Annotated in this window: 21 protein-coding genes and 2 tRNA genes; 17 read left to right on the top strand and 6 right to left on the bottom strand. The window is 74.6% G+C overall.

All coding sequences use genetic code 11. The features are described from left to right. The first annotated feature begins 46 nt into the window (after positions 1-46). From mtrA to CUD01_RS01105, 3 genes are read left to right on the top strand one after another with little or no spacing between them, the layout of a single operon-like run. Entirely contained in the window at positions 47-730 is a 684-nt protein-coding gene (gene mtrA, locus CUD01_RS01115) for an MtrAB system response regulator MtrA (RefSeq protein WP_094180486.1), read from the top strand. 28 nt (positions 731-758) lie between these two features. Next, positions 759-2,462 (top strand): MtrAB system histidine kinase MtrB, encoded by a 1,704-nt coding sequence (gene mtrB / locus CUD01_RS01110; protein WP_141317995.1) that lies wholly within the window; start codon positions 759-761, stop codon positions 2,460-2,462. Further along, the gene (locus tag CUD01_RS01105; RefSeq protein ID WP_141317993.1) at positions 2,459-4,159 is read left to right on the top strand and encodes an LpqB family beta-propeller domain-containing protein; all 1,701 of its coding nucleotides are present in this window, start codon (positions 2,459-2,461) and stop codon (positions 4,157-4,159) included. The genes mtrB and CUD01_RS01105 overlap by 4 nt, the downstream gene beginning before the upstream one ends. A gap of 48 nt (positions 4,160-4,207) precedes the next feature. On the opposite strand, the gene CUD01_RS01100 is transcribed toward CUD01_RS01105, so the two are convergent. Both CUD01_RS01100 and CUD01_RS16360 read right to left on the bottom strand, forming a co-directional pair. Continuing rightward, positions 4,208-5,119, bottom strand: a complete 912-nt coding sequence (locus CUD01_RS01100; protein ID WP_141317991.1) for a PH domain-containing protein — start codon at positions 5,117-5,119, stop codon at positions 4,208-4,210. A 43-nt stretch (positions 5,120-5,162) separates the two neighbouring features. Beyond that, the gene (locus tag CUD01_RS16360) at positions 5,163-5,330 is read right to left on the bottom strand and encodes a hypothetical protein (protein ID WP_166771971.1); all 168 of its coding nucleotides are present in this window, start codon (positions 5,328-5,330) and stop codon (positions 5,163-5,165) included. A gap of 276 nt (positions 5,331-5,606) precedes the next feature. Between CUD01_RS16360 and CUD01_RS01095 the strand changes: the two genes are divergently transcribed. From CUD01_RS01095 to secA, 5 genes are all read left to right on the top strand, one after another. After that, entirely contained in the window at positions 5,607-6,446 is an 840-nt protein-coding gene (locus CUD01_RS01095) for a ComF family protein (protein WP_141317989.1), read from the top strand. 225 nt (positions 6,447-6,671) lie between these two features. Further along, positions 6,672-7,304: a ribosome hibernation-promoting factor, HPF/YfiA family gene (hpf, locus tag CUD01_RS01090; RefSeq protein ID WP_141317987.1), complete on the top strand. Its 633-nt coding sequence runs from the start codon at positions 6,672-6,674 to the stop codon at positions 7,302-7,304. A gap of 118 nt (positions 7,305-7,422) precedes the next feature. Continuing rightward, entirely contained in the window at positions 7,423-8,760 is a 1,338-nt protein-coding gene (locus tag CUD01_RS01085; RefSeq protein WP_307722656.1) for a winged helix-turn-helix domain-containing protein, read from the top strand. 71 nt (positions 8,761-8,831) lie between these two features. After that, positions 8,832-9,836, top strand: coding sequence for a DMT family transporter (locus CUD01_RS01080; RefSeq protein ID WP_141317985.1), 1,005 nt, complete (start codon positions 8,832-8,834; stop codon positions 9,834-9,836). After that, complete coding sequence (secA, locus tag CUD01_RS01075) at positions 9,799-12,564, top strand: preprotein translocase subunit SecA (RefSeq protein WP_141317983.1); 2,766 nt, start codon at positions 9,799-9,801, stop codon at positions 12,562-12,564. The genes CUD01_RS01080 and secA overlap by 38 nt, the downstream gene beginning before the upstream one ends. A 107-nt stretch (positions 12,565-12,671) precedes the next feature. Here secA and CUD01_RS01070 read toward each other — a convergent pair whose 3' ends face one another. Both CUD01_RS01070 and CUD01_RS16920 read right to left on the bottom strand, forming a co-directional pair. After that, the gene (locus tag CUD01_RS01070) at positions 12,672-13,280 is read right to left on the bottom strand and encodes an Rv3235 family protein (protein ID WP_141317981.1); all 609 of its coding nucleotides are present in this window, start codon (positions 13,278-13,280) and stop codon (positions 12,672-12,674) included. After that, the gene (locus tag CUD01_RS16920) at positions 13,277-14,356 is read right to left on the bottom strand and encodes a LysM peptidoglycan-binding domain-containing protein (RefSeq protein WP_166771972.1); all 1,080 of its coding nucleotides are present in this window, start codon (positions 14,354-14,356) and stop codon (positions 13,277-13,279) included. The genes CUD01_RS01070 and CUD01_RS16920 overlap by 4 nt, the downstream gene beginning before the upstream one ends. A gap of 171 nt (positions 14,357-14,527) precedes the next feature. On the opposite strand from CUD01_RS16920, the gene CUD01_RS01060 reads away from it, so the two are divergent. Next, positions 14,528-15,055 carry a hypothetical protein gene (locus CUD01_RS01060; RefSeq protein WP_141318063.1) on the top strand — a complete coding sequence of 176 codons (528 nt, stop codon included), beginning with the start codon at positions 14,528-14,530 and terminating at the stop codon, positions 15,053-15,055. Between the two features lie 51 nt (positions 15,056-15,106). Here CUD01_RS01060 and CUD01_RS01055 read toward each other — a convergent pair whose 3' ends face one another. Continuing rightward, positions 15,107-15,343, bottom strand: a complete 237-nt coding sequence (locus CUD01_RS01055; protein WP_094182244.1) for a helix-turn-helix domain-containing protein — start codon at positions 15,341-15,343, stop codon at positions 15,107-15,109. 119 nt (positions 15,344-15,462) lie between these two features. Between CUD01_RS01055 and CUD01_RS01050 the strand changes: the two genes are divergently transcribed. The 5 genes from CUD01_RS01050 (at position 15,463) to CUD01_RS01030 (ending at position 18,373) form a co-directional block, all read left to right on the top strand. Then, positions 15,463-16,149 (top strand): hypothetical protein, encoded by a 687-nt coding sequence (locus CUD01_RS01050; protein WP_141317977.1) that lies wholly within the window; start codon positions 15,463-15,465, stop codon positions 16,147-16,149. After that, positions 16,146-17,453: a CpaE/TadZ family protein gene (locus CUD01_RS01045; protein ID WP_141317975.1), complete on the top strand. Its 1,308-nt coding sequence runs from the start codon at positions 16,146-16,148 to the stop codon at positions 17,451-17,453. The genes CUD01_RS01050 and CUD01_RS01045 overlap by 4 nt, the downstream gene beginning before the upstream one ends. Positions 17,454-17,515: 62 nt before the next feature. Further along, on the top strand, positions 17,516-17,983 hold the full coding sequence (locus CUD01_RS01040) for a DUF6912 family protein (protein ID WP_141317973.1): 468 nt from the start codon (positions 17,516-17,518) through the stop codon (positions 17,981-17,983). 151 nt (positions 17,984-18,134) lie between these two features. After that, positions 18,135-18,206, top strand: a tRNA-Gln gene (locus CUD01_RS01035). Positions 18,207-18,300: 94 nt separating this feature from the next. Then, positions 18,301-18,373: transfer RNA gene (locus tag CUD01_RS01030), tRNA-Glu, on the top strand. Between the two features lie 180 nt (positions 18,374-18,553). On the opposite strand, the gene CUD01_RS01025 is transcribed toward CUD01_RS01030, so the two are convergent. Then, positions 18,554-19,273 (bottom strand): IclR family transcriptional regulator, encoded by a 720-nt coding sequence (locus CUD01_RS01025; protein WP_094180472.1) that lies wholly within the window; start codon positions 19,271-19,273, stop codon positions 18,554-18,556. 128 nt (positions 19,274-19,401) lie between these two features. Here CUD01_RS01025 and leuC point away from each other — a divergent pair, with 128 nt between their 5' ends. From leuC to murA, 3 genes are all read left to right on the top strand, one after another. Then, on the top strand, positions 19,402-20,868 hold the full coding sequence (gene leuC, locus CUD01_RS01020; protein ID WP_094180471.1) for a 3-isopropylmalate dehydratase large subunit: 1,467 nt from the start codon (positions 19,402-19,404) through the stop codon (positions 20,866-20,868). Between the two features lie 31 nt (positions 20,869-20,899). Next, a complete protein-coding gene (leuD, locus tag CUD01_RS01015; RefSeq protein WP_094180470.1) occupies positions 20,900-21,562 on the top strand; it encodes a 3-isopropylmalate dehydratase small subunit in 663 nt (220 codons plus the stop codon). A 384-nt stretch (positions 21,563-21,946) separates the two neighbouring features. Continuing rightward, positions 21,947-23,263 carry a UDP-N-acetylglucosamine 1-carboxyvinyltransferase gene (gene murA, locus CUD01_RS01010; RefSeq protein ID WP_094180469.1) on the top strand — a complete coding sequence of 439 codons (1,317 nt, stop codon included), beginning with the start codon at positions 21,947-21,949 and terminating at the stop codon, positions 23,261-23,263. The last annotated feature ends 20 nt before the right edge of the window (positions 23,264-23,283 follow it).

Here is a 23,283-nt window from a genome sequence, read left to right as displayed (position 1 = left end):
CACGGCATCACCCGGAGCTGCCGGGTCGCGGTGCGACAATGCCGCCATGAAGGGACGCGTGCTGGTGGTCGACGACGACACCGCCCTGGCCGAGATGATCGGGATCGTGCTGCGGTCGGAGGGTTTCGACCCGGTGTTCTGCGAGGACGGCGACGAGGCGCTGGGCGTGTTCCGCCAGACCCAGCCGGACCTCGTCCTGCTCGACCTCATGCTGCCCGGCAAGGACGGCAACGAGGTGTGCCGGCAGATCCGCGCCGAGTCGGGCGTGCCCATCGTCATGCTCACCGCCAAGAGCGACACGGTCGACGTCGTCCTGGGCCTCGAGTCGGGCGCGGACGACTACATCTCCAAGCCGTTCAAGCCCAAGGAGCTCGTCGCGCGCGTGCGCGCCCGCCTGCGCCGGTCCGACGAGCCCGCGCCCGAGCACCTGACCATCGGCGACGTGACGATCGACGTGCCCGGCCACCGGGTCGAGCGCGGCGGCCGCCCGGTGTCGCTCACGCCGCTCGAGTTCGACCTCCTCGTCGCGCTCGCGCGCAAGCCGTGGCAGGTGTTCACCCGCGAGGTGCTGCTCGAGAAGGTCTGGGGGTACCGGCACGCCGCGGACACGCGTCTCGTCAACGTCCACGTCCAGCGCCTGCGCAGCAAGATCGAGAACGACCCCGAGCAGCCGGAGATCGTCGTGACCGTCCGGGGCGTCGGGTACAAGGCAGGTGTGACGCCCACGTGACGGCCGGGACCGCCGGGGGGCACGCGCGATGCCGCGGCTGAGGGGGACCGGGCGGCTGCTGCGGGCGCGCGCGGGCCGTCGGCTGCGGCGCTGGGGGCACGCGTGGCGCTCGTCGCTGCAGGTCCGCGTCATCACGACGACGCTCGCGCTCGGCCTCGCGGCGCTCGGCGCGATCGGGCTGTACGTCGGCGAGCGCATGAAGGACGGGCTGTACACGGGCCGCGTCGAGCAGCTCCTCACCGAGAGCGCGCGCAGCACCGCGCAGGCGCAGACGACGTTCGACTCGTCGAACGCGCAGACGGCGGTCGACGTGCAGCGGCTCCTGCGCGAGGTGGCCGCCGCGCAGGCGTCCGGCGGCACGGGCGAGCGTGAGGTGTTCCTCCTGCGCGCGCCGGGGGAGGAGTCTGCGCTGTCGGTCTGCGTCGCGGGCTCCAAGCTGGCGCTCGCGGACCTGGTGAGCGAACGGCTGCAGGACGCGACGGCCGAGGGCGGCCAGCACTGGCAGTCGGTCGCCTGGGAGGTCGGCGGACGCGTCGAGCCGGCGGTCGTCGTCGGGCAGGACGTCACCGTGCCGCAGGCCGGCGAGTACGGCCTGTTCTTCCTCTACAGCCTGCAGGCCGAGCAGGAGCGGCTGGACTTCCTGCTGCGGACCCTGGCGGCCGCCGCGGCCGCGCTCGTCGTCCTCCTGGGCGGCATGACGTGGCTCGTGACCCGGCAGGCGGTGCGTCCCGTGCGCCGCGCGGCCGAGGTCGCCGAGCGGCTCGCGGACGGCCACCTCGCGGAGCGCATGCCGGTGCGCGGCGAGGACGAGATGGCGACGCTGGCGTCCTCGTTCAACGAGATGGCCGCGAGCCTGCAGGACCAGATCCGCCGCATGGAGGAGCTGTCGGCCGTGCAGCGCCGGTTCGTGTCCGACGTGTCGCACGAGCTGCGCACCCCGCTCACGACGATCCGGATGGCGGGCGAGGTCATCCACGCCTCGCGCGACGACTTCGACCCCGCGGTCAAGCGGTCCGCCGAGCTGCTGCAGACCCAGCTCGACCGCTTCGAGGACCTGCTCGCGGACCTGCTCGAGATCAGCCGCTTCGACGCCGGCGCCGCCGTGCTCGACGCGGACTCGCGCGACGTGCGGGACGTGGTCCTCGCGGCGGTCGAGCACACGTTCCCGCTCGCGGGACGACGCGGCTCGTGGCTGCGCGTCGACCTGTCCGCGTCGGAGTGCGTCGCGGACATCGACCCGCGCCGGGTCGAGCGCGTCCTGCGCAACCTGCTCGTCAACGCGGTCGAGCACGCCGAGGCCAGCACGGTCGAGGTCGTCGTCGCCGCGGACCGCAACGCGGTCGCCGTGACCGTGCGGGACCACGGCGTCGGGATGACCGCCGACGAGGCCCAGCACGTGTTCGACCGCTTCTGGCGCGCCGACCCCGCTCGCGCGCGCACCACGGGCGGCACGGGCCTCGGGCTCGCGATCTCGCTCGAGGACGCGCACCTGCACGGCGGCTGGCTCGAGGCGTGGGGGCGCCCCGGCCGCGGGGCGAGCTTCCGGCTCACGCTGCCGCGTCGTGCCGGCATCCGGCTGACCGACTCGCCGCTGCCGCTCGTCCCGGAGGACACGGTGCCGCCCGACCCCGTGACGCGGACCGTCAGCCGCCCGCGGACCGACCCGGCGGCGCTGCCGGACCTCGGGGACGAGCCGTCGACCGACCCGCGCGAACGTCAGGAGGTGCGATGAGCACGGCCCGTCGCCGGTCCGCCGGCGCTCCCGCCGGCCGCGGGGGAGCACGCGTGGTGCGCCTGCTCGGTGCGCTCGTCGCGACGGCCGCGCTGGGCGCGTGCGCGGCGATCCCGACGTCGGGCGCGGTGCGCGAGGGCGACGGCGTCGTCTCGGAGAGCCGGGACGTCGACGTGCTCGCCGAGGGGCCCCGCGCCGGCGCCACGCCGCAGCAGATCGTCGAGGGTTTCCAGCTCGCGGGCGCCGCGGGCTTCGTCGGCGAGTTCTCCACGGCGCGCGAGTACCTCACGGGGGCGGCGCTCCAGTCGTGGGAGCCGCTCGCCGAGGTCCTCGTGTACGACGACCCCGTGATCCCCGCCTCGACACAGGCCGGGACCGTGATCGCCACGATCCCGCTCACCGCTCGCGTCGACGCGGACGGGCGGTTCACCGAGGCGCCCCGGGACGCGCAGCGGGCGCTGACGTACGAGCTCGTGCGCAACCGCTCGGGGGAGTGGCGGATCGCGGACGCGCCCGACGGCCTGGTGCTGTCGGAGTCGGTCTTCGACAAGCAGTTCCGCGCGACCTCGCTGTACTTCCTGTCCGCCGACGGCACGTTCCTCGTGCCCGAGACGCGCTGGTTCCCCTCGCAGTCCCACAACCTGCAGACCTGGGTCGCGCGCGCGCTGCTCGCCGGCCCGTCCCCGTGGCTGCGGGACGCCGTGACCACGGCCGTCCCCGAGGGCGTGCAGCTGCAGGCCGACACCGTCGTCGTCGACGACTCGGGCATCGCGACCGTGCCGCTCGACATGGGCACGACCGTGCTCAAGGGCGACACCGCGAGCCTGTACGCCCAGCTCGACGCGACGCTGCGGCAGGTGCCCGGGGTGCGCGAGGTGAAGGTCACCGCGGGCTCCGTGCCGATCGTCGACACGCGGTCGGTGCAGCGCGGCGGCCTGCCGGACGGACCGGTCGAGATGATCCAGGACGACCGGCTCGTGACGCTCGGCGAGGACGGGCTGGGCCCGGTCGAGGGCGTCGCGCCGCTGCCGGTGGGCGCCCGCTCGCCCGCGCGCGACGAGGACGGCACCGTCCGCGTGATGCTCGACCCGGCCGGCACGCTCGTGACGGTGCCGCTCGAGGACAGCCCCTCGCAGGTGCTGCTCGACGGGCCGCGGCTCGTCGCACCGTCGGTCGACCGGCTCGGCTGGGTGTGGACCGCACGGCCCGGCGAGGGTGTCATCGCGGTCAAGCAGGGGCTCGACCCGGTCGTGGTCCCCGCCGAGTGGCTCGACGGGCGCACGGTGGTCGCGTTGCGCATGGCGCGCGACGCGACCCGCCTCGCGGTGGTCTCGCGCGGCTCGGACGGGGTGTCCGTCGACGTCGCGGCGGTGGTGCGCGACGCGCAGGGCACGCCGCAGAACATCGGCGAGCCCGTGCGCGCGGGTGCGGTGCTCCAGGACGCGAGCGACGTCGTGTGGCTCGACGAGTCCGTGCTCGGCGTCGTGGGGTCGAGCGACTCGTCGGTGCTCGTGCACAAGGTGCCCGTCGCGGGGCGCACGACCACCGAGGCCGAGGTCCCCGACCTCGCGGGCCTCGCGGGCGGGCGCGTCGTGTACGTCGCGACGACCGACGGCACGCTGCACCGGCTGGTCGGCTCGACGTGGGCGGCCGTCACGCACGTCGAGGGGGTGCGGGACCCGGCGTACCCGGGCTGACGGTAGGCACGCCCGCCGGGTGGCCGCGGATCCGACGCGCCCTGACGGTTACCGGCCGCGGCCCTCGTCGCGGCCCGGACGCGGTGGCCACGGCGGGGCGTCGGGCTCGTCGTCCTCGTGGCGCCGCCCGCGGCCGGTCAGGTCGACGAAGCGTGTGGTCGGCTCGGAGACGTCCCACGACCGCTCGACGACGGTCTCGACGACGGGCTGGGGGCCGACGCGCGGTCGCACGCGCAGCGGCTGCGTGTCGTGCGGCTCGTAGCGCCCGTCGTCCTCGTCGGGCTCGTCGTCGGGGAAGTCGGCGTACGCGTCGTCGAGCTCGTCGTCGGACGTCTCGTCGGGGTCCTGCGCCGCCGCCGAGTGCCGGCCGTGGCCGGTCGGGCGCGCGGGCAGGACTGCGGGTGGCAGGGGACCCGCGTCGTCCTTGCCGTCCGGGGGCGGCGCCTCGCCCGGCGTGAAGATCAGCGCACACAGGTCCCGGTACGTCGCGTCGGGGCGGGCGACCCAGTTGATCTGCCGCAGCGCCTGGTCCTGGCCGGCGGACTCGAGCAGGAACTGCCCGTAGCCGAGCAGCTGGCCGAGCACGGACCGCGAGTACCGCATGTCCGTGACCTTCATGAGCGGCATCATCCCGATCTGGTGGGTGACGAGCCCGGTCAGCAGGAGCATCCGCTTGTCGGTCGCGACGAACCACTCGACCCGCCACACGAGCGCCAGCCAGGCGAACCGAGCCACGGCCGCGGCCCACAGCCACCAGACCCACAGCGCACCGTCCCCCAGCGTCGGGGTCAGCGCGACCGTGAGCCAGCCGCACAGGACGAACACGCCCGTCGCCGTGAGCGCCGGCTCGACGAGCTGCGCCCAGTGCCGCCGCGCCGCGAGCACCACGCGCTCGCCCGGCAGGATGTAACGGCGCAGCAGCCGGTGGGACATGACGATCCGGGTCGCGTCGTCGTCCACACCCGTCACCTCCTCACCGGCGCAGCGGCCCCCGGCGAGCCCGTCAGGCCGCCAGGTTGCTGAAGAACTGCGCGAACCCCGCGAACGCGCCGTAGATGAAGTCCCACACGGACCGCACGACGTCGGCGGCCTTGTCCGGGTTGCGCACCACGGCGTAGATGACGAAGACCACGACGATCCAGATCAGGATGCTCTTCGCTCTCGGCGGCATGGTCGGACCCTCCGGCTCGTTCGTCGTCGCGTGGTCAGGGCTGCTGGGCACCGCAGACGTCGTCGTCCGGCCGGTCATCCGCGACCACGGCGTGCGGTCCCGGACGGCGCACACAGTACAGAACGGGAGCAACTGTGCGAAAAGGGCGCGCGGTGCGTCGGTGGGACCGGCGCGATCCGCCCCGCCACCCGACCCCAGCCCCGCGGCCCGGCGCTCCCGTCCCCAGCCGGACGCCGTGCCGGTCCCGCGCGGCGCCTTCGGCGTCACCCTGGGGGAGTGCGGGACGACGGGACGCGGCGCGGCGCGGCGGTGGCCGCGCTCGTCCGCGCCTGGTGGGCGCAGGTCGTGCACCTGGTCCTGCCCGTGCGGTGCGCGGGGTGCGACCTCGCCGACGTCGCGTGGTGCGCGTCCTGCCGCTCGGCGTTCGACGAGGACCCGTGGCGCTGCGAGGACCGTGCCGGTCGCCTCGACCCCGTGGGGGCGCGGGGTCTGCCCGTGCTCACGCTGGCGGACTGTGCCGGCCCGGTGCGCGCGGCCGTGATCGCGTGGAAGGACCGCGGGCGGCGGGACCTGACGCGTCCGCTCGTCGGGCACGCCCGACGGCTCGGGGTCGCCTGCGTGGCGGTGCTCGACGAGTCCCTCGCGGCGGAGCCCTGCCCCCGCTCGCGGCCGACCGCGCCCGTGCTCGTCGTCCCCGCGCCGTCGACACCCGTGGCGCGGCGGCGCCGTGGCTTCGCGCACGTCGACGAGCTCGCACGCGGCGTGGTCGAGGGCCTGCGCGCCGCCGGACGCCCGGCTCGTGTGGCGCGGGTCCTGCGCCGCCGGCGCGGTGACCGTGCCGACCAGGTCGGGCGGGGCGTGCGCGACCGCGCCCGGGTCGACGTGCGCGTCGCGGCGCGGCATCGCGACGCGCTGCACGGCCGTGTCGTCGTGCTCGTCGACGACGTGCTGACGAGCGGTGCGACGCTCGCGGCCGCGCAGCGCGCGCTCGTCGTCGCAGGCGCGTCGCCGCGCGCGGCCGTCACTCTCGCGTCCACGCCCGGCCCGGCCGACCGCGGGGCGGGCCGCGGCCCGACGCACCTGGTCGCCGCAGGTGGGGTTGCTCCGACAGGGTGAATCCGGGACCTTCCGCCCGCGGGAGCGACGTTCCCGGCGCGCACAGTGGTCACGTGCCCCCTGCGGCGTTAGCGTGGCAGTCCGAGCCGACGGCGCCGCACGGACGGGTTCCTCGCGAACCCTCGGGCGCGTGGAGGAGGTGATGCCCGCAGCGGCCCTCTCGAGGGCCACGACCGCAGACATCGGGCGGCGGCCCCGCCGCCCCTCACCTCCCAGGAGGCTCTCATGGAGATCGTGGTTGCAGGCCGGCACACCGAGGTGTCCCCGAAGTTCCGGGCACACCTGACGGACAAGCTCGCGAAGGTCGAGCAGCTGGCCCCCCGCGCCCAGCGGATCGACGTCCTCGTCTCGCACGAGGTCAACCCCCGTCAGGCGGACAGCTCGGAACGCGTCGAGCTCACCGTCGTCGACAAGGGGCCCGTGATCCGCGCCGAGGCGTGCGCCGACGACCGGTACGCCGCGCTCGACCTCGCGCTCGCGAAGCTGCTCGAGCGGCTGCGCCGGATGCGCGACCGACGCAAGGACCACCGCAACCACACTCCGCTGACCCCCGTGGACGTCCGGCCGCCCCAGGAGGAACCCGTCGCGGCCGACACCCCGGTCGCGGTCGACGGCGCGGTGGAGGTCACCCTCGGCGACTCGCCGGTGGTCATCCGTGAGAAGACCCACCAGGCGCAGCCCATGACGATCGACGACGCGCTGTACGAGATGGAGCTCGTCGGGCACGACTTCTTCCTGTTCGTCGACGCCGAGACCGCCCAGCCCGCGGTCGCGTACCGGCGCCGCGGCTGGAGCTACGGCGTGATCAAGCTCGACTCGCCCGTCGTGGGCACCGAGCGCGCGCAGGCGGTCGGCTGACCGCCGGGCGGCTCCCGAGACCGACGCGCCCGGCCGGCGGCACGCCCCCGGCCGGGCGCTGTCGCGTCGTCCCGCCTCGCCGGTGAGGCGTGTCGGTGGCCGGCGGCAGGATGACCGCGTGGTCACGAGCACCGGAACAGAGCCGACCGCGGCGCGAGCCGCCGGCGCCCGCGCGGCGTCTGCCGCCCCCGAGCGCTACACGCTCGCGCAGGCGCGGCGGATCGCGCTGGCCGCCCAGGGGCTGCACCGCCCCCGCGCGGGGCGCACGGTCACGATGCGCCAGGTCCAGCAGGTCGTCGACCGCATCGGGCTGCTCCAGATCGACTCGGTCAACGTGCTCGCGCGCGCCCACCAGGTCCCGTTGTTCTCCCGGCTCGGGCCTTACGACACCGCGTTGCTCGACCGTGCGGCGGGCCGTGCGCCGCGCCGCCTCGTCGAGTCGTGGGCGCACGTGGCGTCGTACGTGCCCCCGGAGACGTACCGCCTGCTCGAGTGGCGCCGCCGGGAGGACCGCGAGCGGTTCGGCGGGCACCTGGTCGAGGGTGTCCCGCTGCGCGACTCGCCCGTGCTCGAGGAGGTGCGCACGGTCGTCGCGGAGCGGGGTCCCGTGACCTCGCAGCAGGTGCACGCGCTGTTCGCCGAGCGGTTCCCGCGCCCCACCGGCGCGTGGGGGTGGAACTGGACGGTCGCGAAGAGCGCCCTGGAGTACCTGTTCTTCGCCGGCGACGTGGCCGTCAGCGGCCGGAACGCGGCGTTCGAGCGGCTGTACGACGTCCCCGCGCGGGTGCTGCCGCGCCCGGTCGCGGACCTGCCGGCGCCGGACGGCGAGGAGGCGGTGCGCGCGCTCGTCGAGATCTCGGCCCGCGCGCACGGCATCGGCACGCTCGGCTGCCTGGCGGACTACTTCCGGCTGCGCACCGCACCGACCCGGCGGGCGGTGGCGGAGCTCGTGGACGCCGGCGTCCTCGTGCCCGTGCGGGTCGACGGCTGGCGCGAGGCGTACCGCCACGTCGAGGCGACGACGCCGCGGCGGGCGACCGGGCGCGCGCTGCTCAGCCCGTTCGACCCGCTGGTGTTCGAGCGTCGACGGCTCGAGGAGCTGTTCGGGCTGCGGTACCGGATCGAGATCTACGTACCCGCGGCGCAGCGCCGGTGGGGCTACTACGTCCTGCCGTTCCTCATGGACGAGGCGGTCGAGGCGCTCGTCGACCTCAAGGCTGACCGGGCCTCGGGCCGGCTCGTCGTGCAGGCCGCGCACCGCACACCCGGCGCCCGGGACCGGGCGGCGGGGCGGGGGACGCGCGTGCCGGACGACGACGAGGTCGCGGCAGCGCTCGTGGACGAGCTCGTGCTCGTCGGCCGCTGGGCGGGCGTGCCCGAGGTCGTCCTCGGGACGGACGGCATCGGGGGTGACCTCGCCGTCGCGCTGGCCCGTAGGCTGGCGCACGGTCGCTGAGCCGCCGCGATCGGGCGAGGGTGCCGCGCCGCAGGTCAGGCGCGTGTCGAGCGGTGTCGGAGGGAGCTCGGGTGGGCCGTCGCGGGGACTTCTGGCTCGTCGCGCTCGCCGGCGTGCTGTGGGGGACCGGCGGTCTGGCGGGAGCCGAGCTCGGCGACGCGGCCGGACTGACGAGCGCCGCGGTCGCGGCCTACCGCCTGCTCGGCGGCGGCGGCCTGCTGCTCGTCGCGCTCGCGGTCACCGGGCGTCTGCGCGGCGTGCCGCGCTCGCGGGCCGCGGCGGTGCGCGTCCTGGCGACCGCCGGCCTGATCGCGGTCTTCGAGGCCGCCTACTTCGAGGCGGTCGCGCGGGCCGGGGTCGCCGTGGCGACGCTCGTGACGCTCGGAGCGGCGCCGCTGCTGGTCGCGTCCGCGACGGCGCTGCGGGCGAGGGCGTGGCCGGGACGCAGCACGGCCCTCGCGCTCGCCCTCGCGCTGGCAGGTCTCACGGCGCTGGTGCTGGGCCGCGACGCGGGGCACGCGGTCGACGCGGGAGGTGTCGCGCTCGCGCTGGTCGCCGCGGTGGCGTTCGCGTCGCTGACCGCGGTGAACACCCGTCCGGTGCCCGGGCTCGACGGGCTCGCCGTGACCGCGCTGGCGTTCACGCTCGGCGGGGTCCTGCTCGTGCCGTACGCGGCCGCGGTCGGGCTGGGTGTGCCGCAGGACGCCGCGGGCTGGGCGTGGCTCGTGTTCCTGGCGGTGGTGCCCACCGCGGCGGCCTACAGCGCGTACTTCACGGGCCTGCGCACCGTGCCGGCGACGACGGCGACCCTGCTGTCGCTGCTCGAGCCGGTGACCGCGGCGGCGCTCGCGGTCGTGGTCCGGGACGAGCGGCTCGGCGCCTGGGGCGTGGTGGGCGCGATCCTGCTCGTGACTGCTGTGGTCGTCCTGCGCCCACGGAGCGCTGCCTCGCCTACCATGGTCGGGCTCGGCGACGCCGCCGGGCGCCCGCGCCACCCCGCGCCGACCACGCACGGGGCGTCTACACCAGGAGTCATGCGTGTCAGCGATTCTCGAGAAGGTCCTGCGACTCGGTGAGGGTCGGATCCTCAAGAAGCTGTCGGGCGTCGCCCAGCAGGTCAACGCCCTGGAGGACGCGTTCGAGTCGCTGAGCGACGCGGAGCTGCGGGAGGAGACCGACCGCTTCAAGCAGCGCCTCGCGGACGGTGAGACGCTCGACGACATCCTCGCGGAGGCGTTCGCGACGGTGCGTGAGGCGGCCCGCCGCACGCTCGGGCAGCGGCACTTCGACGTCCAGCTGATGGGCGGCGCGGCCCTTCACCTCGGCAACATCGCCGAGATGAAGACCGGTGAGGGCAAGACGCTGGTCGCCACGGCGCCGGCGTACCTCAACGCGCTGACCGGCAAGGGCGTGCACGTCGTCACGGTCAACGACTACCTGGCGAGCTACCAGAGCGAGCTGATGGGCCGCGTGTTCCGGTTCCTGGGTCTGACGACGGGCTGCATCCTGTCGTCGATGACGCCCGCGGAGCGCCGTGAGCAGTACGCCGCCGACATCACGTACGGCACGAACAACGAGTTCGGCTTCGACTACCTGCGCGACAACATGGCGTGGAGCACGGACGAGCTCGTGCAGCGCGGCCACAACTTCGCGATCGTCGACGAGGTGGACTCGATCCTCATCGACGAGGCGCGTACGCCGCTGATCATCTCGGGCCCGTCGTCGGGCGACGCGAACCGCTGGTACGCGGAGTTCGCGAAGGTCGTGCGCCGCCTGCAGCCCGAGCGCGACTACGAGGTCGACGAGAAGAAGCGCACCGTCGGCGTCCTCGAGCCGGGCATCGAGCGCGTCGAGGACTACCTCGGCATCGACAACCTGTACGAGTCGCTGAACACGCCGCTGATCGGTTTCCTCAACAACGCCATCAAGGCGAAGGAGCTGTTCAAGCGCGACAAGGACTACGTCGTGATGAACGGCGAGGTGCTGATCGTCGACGAGCACACGGGCCGCATCCTGCCCGGGCGTCGCTACAACGAGGGCATGCACCAGGCCATCGAGGCCAAGGAGGGCGTGGCCATCAAGGCCGAGAACCAGACGCTCGCCACCATCACGCTGCAGAACTACTTCCGGCTGTACGCCAAGCTCTCGGGCATGACCGGTACCGCCGAGACCGAGGCGGCGGAGTTCCAGGGCACGTACAAGCTCGGCGTCGTGCCGATCCCCACGAACCGCGAGATGCAGCGCATCGACCAGCGCGACCTCGTCTACAAGAGCGAGGCCGGCAAGTTCGACGCGGTCGTCGAGGACATCGTGGAGCGGCACGCCAAGGGCCAGCCCGTGCTCGTCGGCACGACGAGCGTCGAGAAGTCCGAGCTGCTGTCCGCCAAGCTGCGCAAGCTCGGTGTCCCGCACGAGGTGCTGAACGCCAAGCAGCACGCGCGTGAGGCCGCGATCGTCGCGCAGGCGGGCCGTAAGGGCGCCGTCACGGTCGCCACGAACATGGCCGGCCGCGGTACCGACATCATGCTCGGCGGCAACGCGGAGTTCATGGCCGTCGCGGACCTCGCGGCACGTGGCCTGGACCCCGCCGAGAACGCCGACGAGTACGAGGCCGCGTGGCCCGGTGCGCTCGAGAAGGCCCGGCAGGCCGTCGCGGCGGAGCACGACGAGGTCGTGGAGCTCGGCGGGCTGTACGTGCTCGGCACCGAGCGTCACGAGTCGCGCCGCATCGACAACCAGCTGCGCGGCCGGTCGGGCCGTCAGGGCGACCCGGGCGAGTCCCGGTTCTACCTGTCGCTGCAGGACGACCTCATGCGCCTGTTCAACTCGGGTCTCGCCGAGTCGATGATGACGCGCGCGGGCTTCCCGGAGGACCTGCCGCTCGAGTCGAAGATCGTCACGCGCGGTATCCAGTCGGCGCAGTCGCAGGTCGAGTCGCGCAACTTCGAGATCCGCAAGAACGTCCTGAAGTACGACGACGTGATGTCCCGCCAGCGCGAGGTCATCTACGACCAGCGTCGGCGCGTGCTCGAGGGCGAGGACCTGCAGGAGCAGGTCGGGCACTTCCGGTCCGACGTCATCTCCGCGTACGTCGAGGGCGCCACGGCCGAGGGGCGTCCGGAGGACTGGGACCTCGAGGCGCTGTGGACGGCGCTGCGTGCGGTGTTCCCCGTCTCCATCACGCCCGAGGACGTCGTCGAGGAGGCGGGTGGACCCACGCGGCTCACGGCCGAGCTGCTCACGCGTGAGCTCGCGTCCGACGCCGAGGTCGCCTACGCCGACCGCGAGCAGCAGATCGGCTCGGACAACATGCGTCAGCTCGAGCGTCGCGTGACGCTGTCCGTGCTCGACCGCAAGTGGCGTGAGCACCTCTACGAGATGGACTACCTCAAGGAGGGCATCGGGCTGCGGGCGATGGCGCAGCGCGACCCGCTCGTCGAGTACCAGCGCGAGGGGTTCCAGCTGTTCAACGCGATGACCGACGCCATCAAGGAGGAGACGGTCGCCTACCTGTACAACCTGCAGGTCCAGGTGCAGACCGACGAGGACACCTCGGTGCAGGACGGTCCCGTGGTGACCGCCGACTCCGCGGCGGCCGCTGCGGGCGGTGGTCCGCGCCTGGTCGCGAAGGGGATCGACGGGCCGGAGCGACGCGTCCCGCTGCAGTACTCGGCGCCGTCCGTGGACGGCGACGCGACCGGTGTCGCGCAGGCGGCGGCCCCGGAGGACGAGCCGGCGCCGTCCGGCGACGCGGGCAACCGCGAGGCCCGTCGTCGCGCGGCGAAGCAGCAGCGCAAGCGCTGACGTGACGGGCCTGCGGGCCGACACGAGCACGACGAGACGCCGCCGGCGGGGATCCCGCCGGCGGCGTCGTCGTGCGTCGTGCGTTGGTGCCGTGATGCGTGGGCCGGTCAGCCGATCTCGAGCGCCGTCACGCGCCACGACCGGCGGTGCGCCTCGAGCCGCATCGCGACCGCCCGCACGCGCGTCCCGTCGTCCACGACCGCGCTCGCCTCGAGGACACGCTCCTGCGTCCGGCAGCCCCGCACGCTGCGGACCACGACCGACCGTCCGCCGCCGCGGGCGGCGAGCACCCGCGCCGAGGCGGTGGCGCGCGCGTGCAGCGCGTCGTAGACCCCGGGCGTGAGCCAGCGGGCGAGCTGTGCGACCGAGCGTCGGCCGACGAGCGACTCCACGCTCGCGAGGGCGAGCGACCCGACGAGCGCGCGCGGGTCCACGGGCGCCGCGGGTGCCGCCTCGTCGGCGTCCTCACCGAGGTCCGTGCGGTCCGTGCTGCGCAGCACGGCGATGCGTGTGCGCAGCGAGTGGACCGGACGCACGTCGTGCTCGACCTCGGGCAGGGGGGCGGGGGAGGGCGCCAGGTCGGGCAGCGGACGCACACGCGGTGCGCCCGCGACGCGCAGGTGGGTCCCCGCCCGGGGCCGGCGCGGTGCGGCGATCCCGGCGGCGAGCGCGTCCTCGAGCGGCGAGACGACCTCCGCGACGGTGAGCGCGCTCATCGGGCCGCCTCCGTCGCGGGAGCCGTGAGCTGCTGGCCGGGCTGGAGGACGTCGGGGTCGTCCCCGACGACGTCGCGGTTCGCCTCGTACCAGCGCGGCCAGGCCGCGGCGACCTGCGCGTCGCTCGCGCCACGCGGCAGGTGGGCGGCGGCGATCGACCAGAGCGAGTCGCCGGCCTCGACCACGACCACGTCGGCTCCGTCCGCGCCGCCGTCGGGCGCCGTGGCCGGTCCCCGGTCACCCGACCGACCCGCGGTCTGACCAGCGCTCTGGGCTGCGGCGCTCGCGCCGCGCGCGCGGTCTCCCGTGGCGCCGTCCGTCCGGCCGCCCGCGCCGTCCGCGGCCGCACCGCTCGTCGGGACCCAGCCCGCGGCGACCGGTGCGGGTGCCGGGCCGTCCGGGGGCAGAGCGCCGTCCGCGGGGGCAGTGCCCTGCGTGGGGGACGTGCCGTCCGTCGGTGCGGTGACCGGCCAGCCGAGCGCGGGAGACGCCGGGTCCGGAGCCCCGACCGGGGCCTGCGGCGCGGTCCCGGTGTCGCGGACCGAGTCGACCGCCACGGAACCCACGGGGACGACGCCCGAGCCCCGCGAGGGGCCCTCGAGCGTGCCTTCCGCCACGCCGTCCGCACCCGTGCGGGGTGCAGGAGGGTCGGACGGAGCCTCGTCGGCGACGCTCACCGCCACCGGTGCCGGGTCGACGGGCGCCGCCTGCGCCCCGGTCGCGACGAGCCCGAGCCCGAGGCTCGCACCGACGGCACCTGCGACGGCCCGTCGCACGACGACGGGCGCGCAGCGCCGCAGGAGCGCCTCGCCGGAGCGCCAGCCGGCCCCGACCAGCCGCCCGGCGACGCACGCCGACCCCAGGGCGCAGGACACCGCGAGCCACGCGGCGACCGCCGCGCCCAGCGCGGCGACCGCGACGTTGACGACGTCCTGCACCGCCAGGGGCCGGTCCGGCTGTGCGGCCGCCAGTGCGGCCAGCACGAGCGCGACCGCGACCACGGCGGCGGTCAGTGCGGCGACGGCGAGCGTCGCGGCCGTCGTCGCCATGGGCCGGCGACGTGCCCTGCTGGTCATGTTTCCCCCCGCATGCTTCATGATGATGTCGTTTGAGCACGTTTGATGTGCGTAGGTCTAGCGGAGGACTGTCCGATCTGTCCAGTCGTGTCCGTCTCCTGGCCGCCGACGGGCTCCTTCGCGGTCGGCGGCAGCGCCCCGCCGACGATCGGTCACCGCTACCGTGGGCGCGTGCGGTGGGAGGCGCTGTTCGCGGACCTGGAGAGCGGTCTCGATGCCGCTCGGGCCCAGGACCTGCGTGACGAGGTCGCCGAGCTGACGCGTGCCGAGCGGGCGCAGGTGCACCTGGCGGACCGGCTGCGGGCCGCGCGCGCGACGACGCTGCGACTCGTGCTGCGCGACGGTCAGACGGTCGACGGCGTCGTCGTCGACGCGGCGCCGCAGTGGGTGCTCCTCGCGCCCGACGGCGTCCGACGTGCTCTCGTGCCGACGGCGGCCGTGACCGCGGTCGTCGGCCTCGGCGCATGGGCGGCACCGGCCGCGGGCGAGGTCGAGCGCCGGCTCGCGCTGGGCCACGCGCTGCGCGCCGTGGCGCGGGACCGCACGCTCGTGCGGGTCGACGCGCAGGGCGTGAGCGTCTCCGGGCGCATCGACCGGGTCGGTGCCGACCACGTCGACGTCATGCCCGCGGACGCCGCGCGCGGAGCCGCGGGCTGGACGTTCGCGTTCGAGACGCTGCTCGTCGTGCGGTCCGGCTGAGGTGACCGCGGGTGCGGTCCCGGGGGCCGGGGTGCGACCGCCGGACGGGCGTCAGGACTCGTCGCGGCCCTCGTCGTCGAACCCCGCGCCGCTCGTGATGCGCTCGCGCGTCCGCGCCTTCGCGCGCTGGACGTAGGCCTCGAGGTCGGCGACGTCGACGCGCCAGATCTTGCGCCCGCCCATCTGGAAGCCCTCGAGCTCGCCCGTCGTCACCATGGTGCGCACCTGGCCGACCGAGACCCCGAGGGTCTCGGCGACGTCGGCGAGGGAGAGGTACCGCTGCGGCATGACCGCAGTGTGGCACGCGGTGGCGGGCACATCCGGTTATCCACAATCCTTCCGTTTCGCCCGCTTCGCCCCCGCCGTCTGGGGCAGGATGCGGAGCGCCGACGACCGAAGGAGCCCGCGTGGACACCGCCCTGCTCGACCTCCCTGCGCCGACCGCGGCGCGGCTGCGCCGTCCCGGGTGGCGCGACCCGCGGCTGCTCGCGGGGATCGTGCTCGTCGCCGCCGCCGTCGCGCTCGGCGCGTGGGCCGTGCGGTCCGCGCAGGAGACCGTGCCGGTCTACGCGACGCGTGGCGTGCTCGTCCCGGGGTCCGCGGTGGGCCCGGACGACCTCGTCGTCGTCGAGGTGCGCCTGCCCGAGCTCGCGGGCGCGGAGTACGTCTCGGCGTCCCGCGCCCTGCCGCAGGACGCGGTCGCGCTGCGCACGGTCGGCGCGGGTGAGCTGGTCCCGGCCGACGCGCTGGGATCCGCAGCGGACGTCGCGCTGCGGCCGGTCGCGGTCCCGGTGCGGTCGGCGCCGTCCGACGACGTCGTGGCGGGCGCGGTCGTCGACGTGTGGTTCACGCCCAAGCCGCCTGCGTCCTCCTCCGAGCAGGGCAAGGACGGCAAGGACGCGCCGGGGCCGCGGACGCTCGCGACGGGGGTGACGGTCGCCGAGGTGAACCGGCCCGAGGGGACGTTCGCCACGAGCGGGGCGGCCGTGGTGCACGTGCTGGTCCCGCAGGACGCGCTCGCCTCGCTGCTCGCCGCGCTCTCGGCCGAGGGCGCGATCGACGTCCTGCCCGTCCCCGGGCCGGCCGGGCGATGAGCGAGCAGTCGCCGGGCGTCGTCGGCGTGCTGTGCGCCGTGCGCGGGACGGCCGAGGTCGCGGTGGTCCGCGCGCTCGACGACGACCCCGCGCTGCGGGTCACCCGTCGGTGCGCCGACCTCGCGGAGCTGCAGGCGGCGGCGGACGCCGGTCTGGGGCGTGTCGCGGTGGTCTCGTCCGACGTCGAGCAGCTCGACCTGACCGCGGTCGCGGTCCTGCGCGCCGCCGGCGCCGCCGTCGTCGTCCTGCTGGACCCCGAGCGCACGTCCGCGGCGGACCGGGCGCGCGTCGCCGCTGCCGACCTCGTCCTCGACGCACCCGTGGACGCCGGGGGAGCGGCCGCGCTCGCGGACCGCGTCGTGACGCTCGTGCAGGGGATGCACCGAGCGCCCGCACCCGACGTCCCCGACGGCCGGCACTGGTCGGGAGCCGCGCCGTGGGACGAGGCGCCGGTCCCGCCCGCCGAGCGTGGCCGCCTCGTGGCGGTCTGGGGCCCGACGGGTGCGCCCGGCCGGTCCACGGTCGCGCTGAACCTCGCCGCGGAGGCGGCGGCGGCCGGCCGGTCGACGCTGCTCGCGGACGCCGACACGTACGGCGGCTGCCTCGCGCAGCTGCTCGGCCTGCTCGACGAGTCGCCCGGTCTGGCGGCCGCGGCCCGCGCGGCGGGGCAGGGCTCGCTCGACCTCGTGACGCTCGCGCGCCTCGCGCCGTACGTGAGCGCGGACCTGAGGCTGCTGTCGGGCATCACGCGCGCCGACCGGTGGCCCGAGCTGCCGGGCTCGGCGCTCGACGCGGTCTGGGTGGTCGCGCGGCGGCTCGCGGCGCTCGTCGTCGTCGACTGCGGGTTCTCGGTCGAGCAGGACGAGGTGCTGAGCTACGACACGCGCGCGCCGCGGCGCAACGCCGCGACGCTCGGGGCGCTCGCGGCGGCCGACGAGGTCGTCGTGGTCGGGTCCGCGGACCCGGTCGGCATCCAGCGCCTCGTGCGCGCGCTGTCCGACCTCGGGGAGCTCGGGATCACCCCGCAGCACGTCGTCGTCAACCGTGTGCGCGCGTCGGTCGCGGGGCCCCAGGCCGCTCGCGCGGTCGCGGGAGCCCTCGAGCGGTACGCGGGCGTGCGTGACGCGGTGCTGGTGCCGGACGACCGGCCGAGCCTCGACGCGGCGGTGCTCGAGGCGCGCACGCTGCGGGAGATCGCACCGGGATCGCCGGCCCGCCGCGCGATCGTCGGCCTCGCCGCACGGGTGGGGCAGGGGGTCGGCGGCGGCGTACCTGCGGTCGCGTCTGTCGCGCCGTTCGCGTGACGTGGAGCGGGAGCGCGCGGTCCGGTGCGACGCGCGCCCCGCACTCGCGGCACACTGACGTCGTGCGCCTCTACCTGCCCGCCACGCTCGACGAGCTCGACCCGGCCGCCGACGGCTCGGTCACGCTCGGCCCCCGGACCGCTCACGCGGTCACCGCCGCGCTGCGCGCCGCGCTGCCCGACGAGGACGACGAGGGGCTCGGGTTCTCCGCGCACCTCATGGCCGCGGACGACAGCCTCGCGATGCTCGCCGCGCGCGGTGACGCACCGCGTCTGCGGCTCGTCGTGACGGTCGACGTCCCCGACGGCGCCGTCCGGCTCGACGCCGCACCCGACGACGCGGGCCCGAGCGCGGTCGCGCTCGTCGACGCCGTGGGTGGCGACGCGATCGCGTGCGTGCACGTCGACGAGCCCGAGGTCGCGGCGGACGTCGCCCGGGCGCTCGAGGGCGACGCGGCGGCGGCGGAGCGCGTCGACGACGCGGACCTGCTCTGGTACGACGCGGCGGAGATCGCCCAGATCCCTCGCTGAGCGGCGTGGCGCGGCTCTCACGGCAGCGGTTTGGTCGTCGGGCCTGCGACCGGGTAACGTTCACGGGCGGTACGACGTCCGGATCAGTCCGAACCGAGTGGCCCTCACGCCCCGTCGTGAGGCTGCCGGGAGGCCCGGAAGTTATACCCCATGGGGTATGGTGTAATTGGCAGCACGACTGATTCTGGTTCAGTTAGTCTAGGTTCGAGTCCTGGTACCCCAGCGCGAGCACCGCTGATCGGACGGTTCGGAGCACGAGCGGACGTCGGGTAAAGTGTTCACACGCAAGCGAGGCCCACGGGTCACGCAGGCGATAGGCCCCCGTTGTGTAGCGGCCTAGCACGCCGCCCTCTCACGGCGGTAGCGCCGGTTCGAATCCGGTCGGGGGTACGTCAGAAGGCCCGGTCACCACGGTGACCGGGCCTTCGTCGTCGTGAGCTGATCCTCGTGGGTGACGTCGTGAGTGCGGTGTGCTCGGCGCCCCTCACGCACGACGATGGCCCCGGCGCAGGGCCGGGGCCATCGCGTGAGGTCTCGGACCTCTGGGGGGACGTGGGGAGGTGGCGGGTGTCACTCCGCGGTGCGGCGCAGCACCTCGGTCAGCCGGTTGGCGGCGGAGACGACCGCGGCGGCGTGCAGGCGGCCCGGCTGGCGGGTCAGACGCTCGAGCGGTCCGGATACCGAGACGGCCGCGACGACGCGTCCCGACGGCCCGCGCACGGGTGCGGAGACCGACGCGACGCCGACCTCGCGCTCCGACACGGACTGGGCCCAACCGCGGCGGCGCACGCCGGACAGGATCGTCGCGGTGAACTTGGCGCCCTGCAGCCCGCGGTGCAGCCGGTCGGGCTCCTCCCACGCGAGCAGCACCTGCGCGGCCGAGCCGGCCTGCATGGTGAGCGTCGCGCCGACGGGGATGGAGTCGCGCAGGCCGATGGGTCGCTCGGCGGCGGCGACACAGATGCGCTGGTCACCCTGCCGGCGGTAGAGCTGCGCGCTCTCACCCGTGTGGTCGCGCACGGCGGCGAGCACCGGTCCGGCCGCGGCGAGCAGCCGGTCCTCGCCCGCCGCGGTGGCGAGCTCGGACAGGCGCGGGCCGAGCACGAACCGGCCCTGCATGTCGCGGGCGACCAGACGATGGTGCTCGAGCGCGACGGCGAGCCGGTGGGCGGTCGGTCGAGCAAGATGGGTGGCGGTCACGAGCTGCGCGAGGGTCGCCGGACCGGCCTCGAGCGCGCTCAGGACGGCTGCGGCCTTGTCCAGGACGCCGACTCCGCTAGAGTTGTCCATAGGCCGATATTGGCGTCTCGCAGGCTGAGATGCAAGTGCAGAGGCACGACGCGTTCGAGAAGTCACCCCGATCGGCCCCGAGAACCGGGAACACCCCCACCCGGACGAGCAGAACAGGACCGCAGCACATGTCCGGTACGTTGGCGGAGAAGGTCTGGGACGCGCACGTCGTGCGACGAGGCACGGACGGAGCCCCTGACCTCCTCTACATCGACCTCCACCTCGTCCACGAGGTCACCAGCCCGCAGGCGTTCGAGGGCCTGCGGCTCGCCGGCCGTCCGGTCCGTCGCCCGGACCTGACGCTCGCCACCGAGGACCACAACACGCCGACGCTCGACATCGACCGCCCGATCGCGGACGCGACGAGCCGCACGCAGATCGAGACGCTGCGCACCAACGCCGCGGAGTTCGGCGTGCGCATCCACTCGCTCGGCGACGCGGACCAGGGCATCGTCCACCAGGTCGGCCCGCAGCTCGGCCTCACGCAGCCCGGCCTGACGGTCGTCTGCGGCGACTCGCACACGTCCACGCACGGCGCGTTCGGCGCGCTCGCGTTCGGCATCGGCACGTCCGAGGTCGAGCACGTGCTCGCGACCCAGACGCTCCCGCTCGCGCCGTTCAAGACCATGGCGATCACCGTCGACGGCCGTCTGCCCGAGGGTGCGACCAGCAAGGACATCATCCTCGCGGTCATCGCCAAGATCGGCACCGGTGGCGGCCAGGGGTACGTGCTGGAGTACCGCGGCGAGGCCATCCGCGCGCTGTCGATGGAGGCGCGCATGACGATCTGCAACATGTCGATCGAGGCCGGTGCGCGCGCCGGGATGATCGCGCCCGACGAGACCACGTTCGAGTACCTCAAGGGCCGCCCGCACGCGCCCGAGGGCGCCGACTGGGACGCGGCGGTCGAGTACTGGCGCACGCTGCACTCGGACGACGACGCGGTCTTCGACGCCGAGGTGGTCCTGGACGCCGCGGACCTCGAGCCGTTCGTCACGTGGGGCACCAACCCGGGCCAGGGCCTGCCGCTGTCGGCCGACGTGCCCGTGCCCGAGCAGATCGCGGACGCGAACGAGCGCGTCGCCGCCGAGCGCGCGATCGAGTACATGGGCCTGACGCCGGGCCAGCCGCTGCGCTCGATCAAGGTCGACACGGTCTTCATCGGCTCGTGCACCAACGGCCGCATCGAGGACCTGCGCTCGGTCGCGAAGGTCGTGCAGGGCCGCAAGAAGGCCGACGACGTGCGCGTCCTCGTGGTCCCGTCGTCGGCGCGCGTGCGTCTGCAGGCGGAGGCCGAGGGGCTCGACAAGATCTTCCTCGACTTCGGTGCGGAGTGGCGCAACGCGGGCTGCTCGATGTGCCTGGGCATGAACCCCGACCAGCTCGCTCCGGGGGAGCGTTCGGCGTCGACGTCGAACCGCAACTTCGAGGGCCGCCAGGGCAAGGGCGGGCGCACCCACCTCGTCTCGCCGCTCGTCGCGGCCGCGACCGCCATCCGCGGCACGCTCTCGTCCTACGCGGACCTGGGCACGGGCCGGCCCGCGCCGGACGGCTCGCCGCTGACCGGCCCCGCCGCCGACCTCCAGACGGTCTGACGACCCGACGACGAACGAGAGAGACAGACCCATGGAGAAGTTCACCCAGCACACCGGCGTCGGGGTCCCGCTGCGTCGCAGCAACGTCGACACCGACCAGATCATCCCCGCCGTCTACCTCAAGCGCGTGACGCGCACGGGGTTCGAGGACGCGCTGTTCGCGGCGTGGCGCGGCGACCCGGAGTTCGTCCTCAACCAGGACGCCTACCGCTCCGGCTCGGTCCTCGTCGCGGGCCCCGACTTCGGGACGGGCTCGTCGCGTGAGCACGCGGTGTGGGCGCTCAAGGACTACGGCTTCAAGGTCGTGGTCTCGGCGCGGTTCGCGGACATCTTCCGCGGGAACTCGGGCAAGCAGGGCCTGCTGGCCGCTCAGGTCGCCCAGGAGGACATCGAGCTGATCTGGAAGATCCTCGAGACGCGCCCGGGCACCGAGGTCACGGTCGACCTGGTCGCGCGCACCGTGCAGTGCGACGACGTCGTCGTCCCGTTCCACGTGGACGACTACACGCGCTGGCGGCTCATGGAGGGTCTGGACGACATCGGCCTGACGCTGCAGCACGTCGACGAGATCTCCGCGTTCGAGGAGCGTCGTGAGTCGTGGCGTCCCGCGACGCTGCCCGCCAAGCACCTCCCGCCGGTGGAGATCAAGGCAGCGCGGCCGGTCGAGGTCGCGATCGGGCGCCGCCCCGCCTGACCCGCCTGCACGACGACGGCCCCGGTGCGCCCCGGACGGGTGCGCCGGGGCCGTCGCGTGCGGGCACCGCGTTCGCGCTAGCGTGGGCAGCGGTCCGTCGCGCCGGAGACGCCGGTGCGGGAAGAACTCCGCGACGGTCCTGGTTGGCTGTGCTCGGGCGGACGGCCCCTCGTCGGCGCGCGGTACATGGCGCCGGTGGGAGGTCGAGGCCAAGAACGGACCGGGTGCGCGCAAGCGGCTCGGCAAGAGGTCGTCACGGCGTCGTCGTGCGGGGCGACACCCGCGCGCGCGGGTGTCGCCGGCCTGTGAAGGTGTCGTGCGGAGCAAGGTGTCGGGCCCCCGTGTGGTCGGGGGCCGGTGCCGTGGGTAGGCGAGGATGGGCGCGTGAACGATCTGCTGTACGTCAACGGTGGCAACCCGCTGCGGGGAGAGATCACCGTGCGTGGCGCCAAGAACTTCGTGTCGAAGGCCATGGTGGCCGCGCTCCTGGGGGAGACCCCCAGCGTGCTGCGCAACGTGCCGCAGATCCGGGACGTCGCGGTGGTCAAGGGGCTGCTCGAGCTGCACGGGGTGCGCGTCGAGGCCGACGACGCCGCCGGCACCCTGCGCCTGGACCCGAGCGACGTCGAGATCGCGCACGTCGCGGACATCGACGCGCACGCCGGCTCGAGCCGCATCCCGATCCTGTTCTGCGGCCCGCTGCTGCACCGCCTGGGCGAGGCGTTCATCCCCGACCTGGGTGGCTGCCGGATCGGCGACCGGCCGATCAACTACCACCTCGACATCCTGCGCCAGTTCGGCGCGGTCGTGGAGAAGCGCCCCCAGGGCATCTACCTCAGCGCCCCGCGGCGCCTGCAGGGCACGAAGATCGCGCTGCCGTACCCGAGCGTGGGCGCCACCGAGCAGCTCCTGCTCACGGCGGTCCGCGCCGACGGCATCACCGAGCTGGCGGGCGCGGCGATCGAGCCCGAGATCATGGACCTGATCAACGTCCTGCAGAAGATGGGCGCGATCATCTCGGTCGACACCGACCGCGTGATCCGCATCGAGGGCGTCGAGCGGCTCGAGGGGTACCAGCACACCTCGCTGTCCGACCGCATCGAGGCGGCGTCGTGGGCGTCCGCGGCGCTCGCGACGGGCGGTGACATCTACGTGCGCGGAGCGACGCAGCCGGAGATGACGACGTTCCTCAACACGTTCCGCAAGGTGGGCGGCGAGTTCGCGGTCGACGACGAGGGCATCCGCTTCTACCACCCGGGCGGCGACCTGCGCTCGATCCAGCTCGAGACGGACGTGCACCCCGGCTTCATGACGGACTGGCAGCAGCCGCTCGTCGTCGCGCTCACGCAGGCCAAGGGCCTGTCGATCGTGCACGAGACGGTGTACGAGAACAGGTTCGGGTTCGTCGACGCGCTCGTCGGCATGGGCGCGACGATCCAGGTCTACAAGGAGTGCCTGGGCGGGCGGCCGTGCCGGTTCGGCCAGCGCAACTTCTACCACTCGGCGGTCATCAGCGGCCCGACGCCCCTGTCGGCGGCGGACATCGAGGTGCCGGACCTGCGCGGGGGCTTCAGCCATCTCATCGCGGCGCTGACCGCGAAGGGCACGTCCCAGGTGCGGGGGATCAGCCTGATCGACCGCGGGTACGAGCACTTCATGGACAAGCTCTCGGCCCTCGGCGCGGAGTTCAGCCGCGACTGACCCCGCACCTCGGGCACCCC

The sequence above is a fragment of the Cellulomonas uda genome (assembly GCF_006538705.1).
Taxonomy (GTDB): Bacteria; Actinomycetota; Actinomycetes; order Actinomycetales; family Cellulomonadaceae; genus Cellulomonas; species Cellulomonas uda.
The sequence above is the reverse complement of the archived record's forward strand: the minus strand, read 5'-3'. Positions and strand labels throughout refer to the sequence as shown.

Excerpts from the sequence above, each read along its gene's own strand:
- CUD01_RS16920 (WP_166771972.1), bottom strand. The coding sequence starts at position 14,356 with ATGACCAGCAGGGCACGTCGCCGGCCCATGGCGACGACGGCCGCGACG.
- hpf (WP_141317987.1), top strand. The coding sequence starts at position 6,672 with ATGGAGATCGTGGTTGCAGGCCGGCACACCGAGGTGTCCCCGAAGTTC.
- leuD (WP_094180470.1), top strand. The coding sequence starts at position 20,900 with ATGGAGAAGTTCACCCAGCACACCGGCGTCGGGGTCCCGCTGCGTCGC.
- mtrA (WP_094180486.1), top strand. The coding sequence starts at position 47 with ATGAAGGGACGCGTGCTGGTGGTCGACGACGACACCGCCCTGGCCGAG.
- mtrB (WP_141317995.1), top strand. The coding sequence starts at position 759 with ATGCCGCGGCTGAGGGGGACCGGGCGGCTGCTGCGGGCGCGCGCGGGC.
- CUD01_RS01070 (WP_141317981.1), bottom strand. The coding sequence starts at position 13,280 with ATGAGCGCGCTCACCGTCGCGGAGGTCGTCTCGCCGCTCGAGGACGCG.
- CUD01_RS16360 (WP_166771971.1), bottom strand. The coding sequence starts at position 5,330 with ATGCCGCCGAGAGCGAAGAGCATCCTGATCTGGATCGTCGTGGTCTTC.
- leuC (WP_094180471.1), top strand. The coding sequence starts at position 19,402 with ATGTCCGGTACGTTGGCGGAGAAGGTCTGGGACGCGCACGTCGTGCGA.
- CUD01_RS01045 (WP_141317975.1), top strand. The coding sequence starts at position 16,146 with ATGAGCGAGCAGTCGCCGGGCGTCGTCGGCGTGCTGTGCGCCGTGCGC.
- CUD01_RS01055 (WP_094182244.1), bottom strand. The coding sequence starts at position 15,343 with ATGCCGCAGCGGTACCTCTCCCTCGCCGACGTCGCCGAGACCCTCGGG.
- CUD01_RS01025 (WP_094180472.1), bottom strand. The coding sequence starts at position 19,273 with ATGGACAACTCTAGCGGAGTCGGCGTCCTGGACAAGGCCGCAGCCGTC.
- CUD01_RS01105 (WP_141317993.1), top strand. The coding sequence starts at position 2,459 with ATGAGCACGGCCCGTCGCCGGTCCGCCGGCGCTCCCGCCGGCCGCGGG.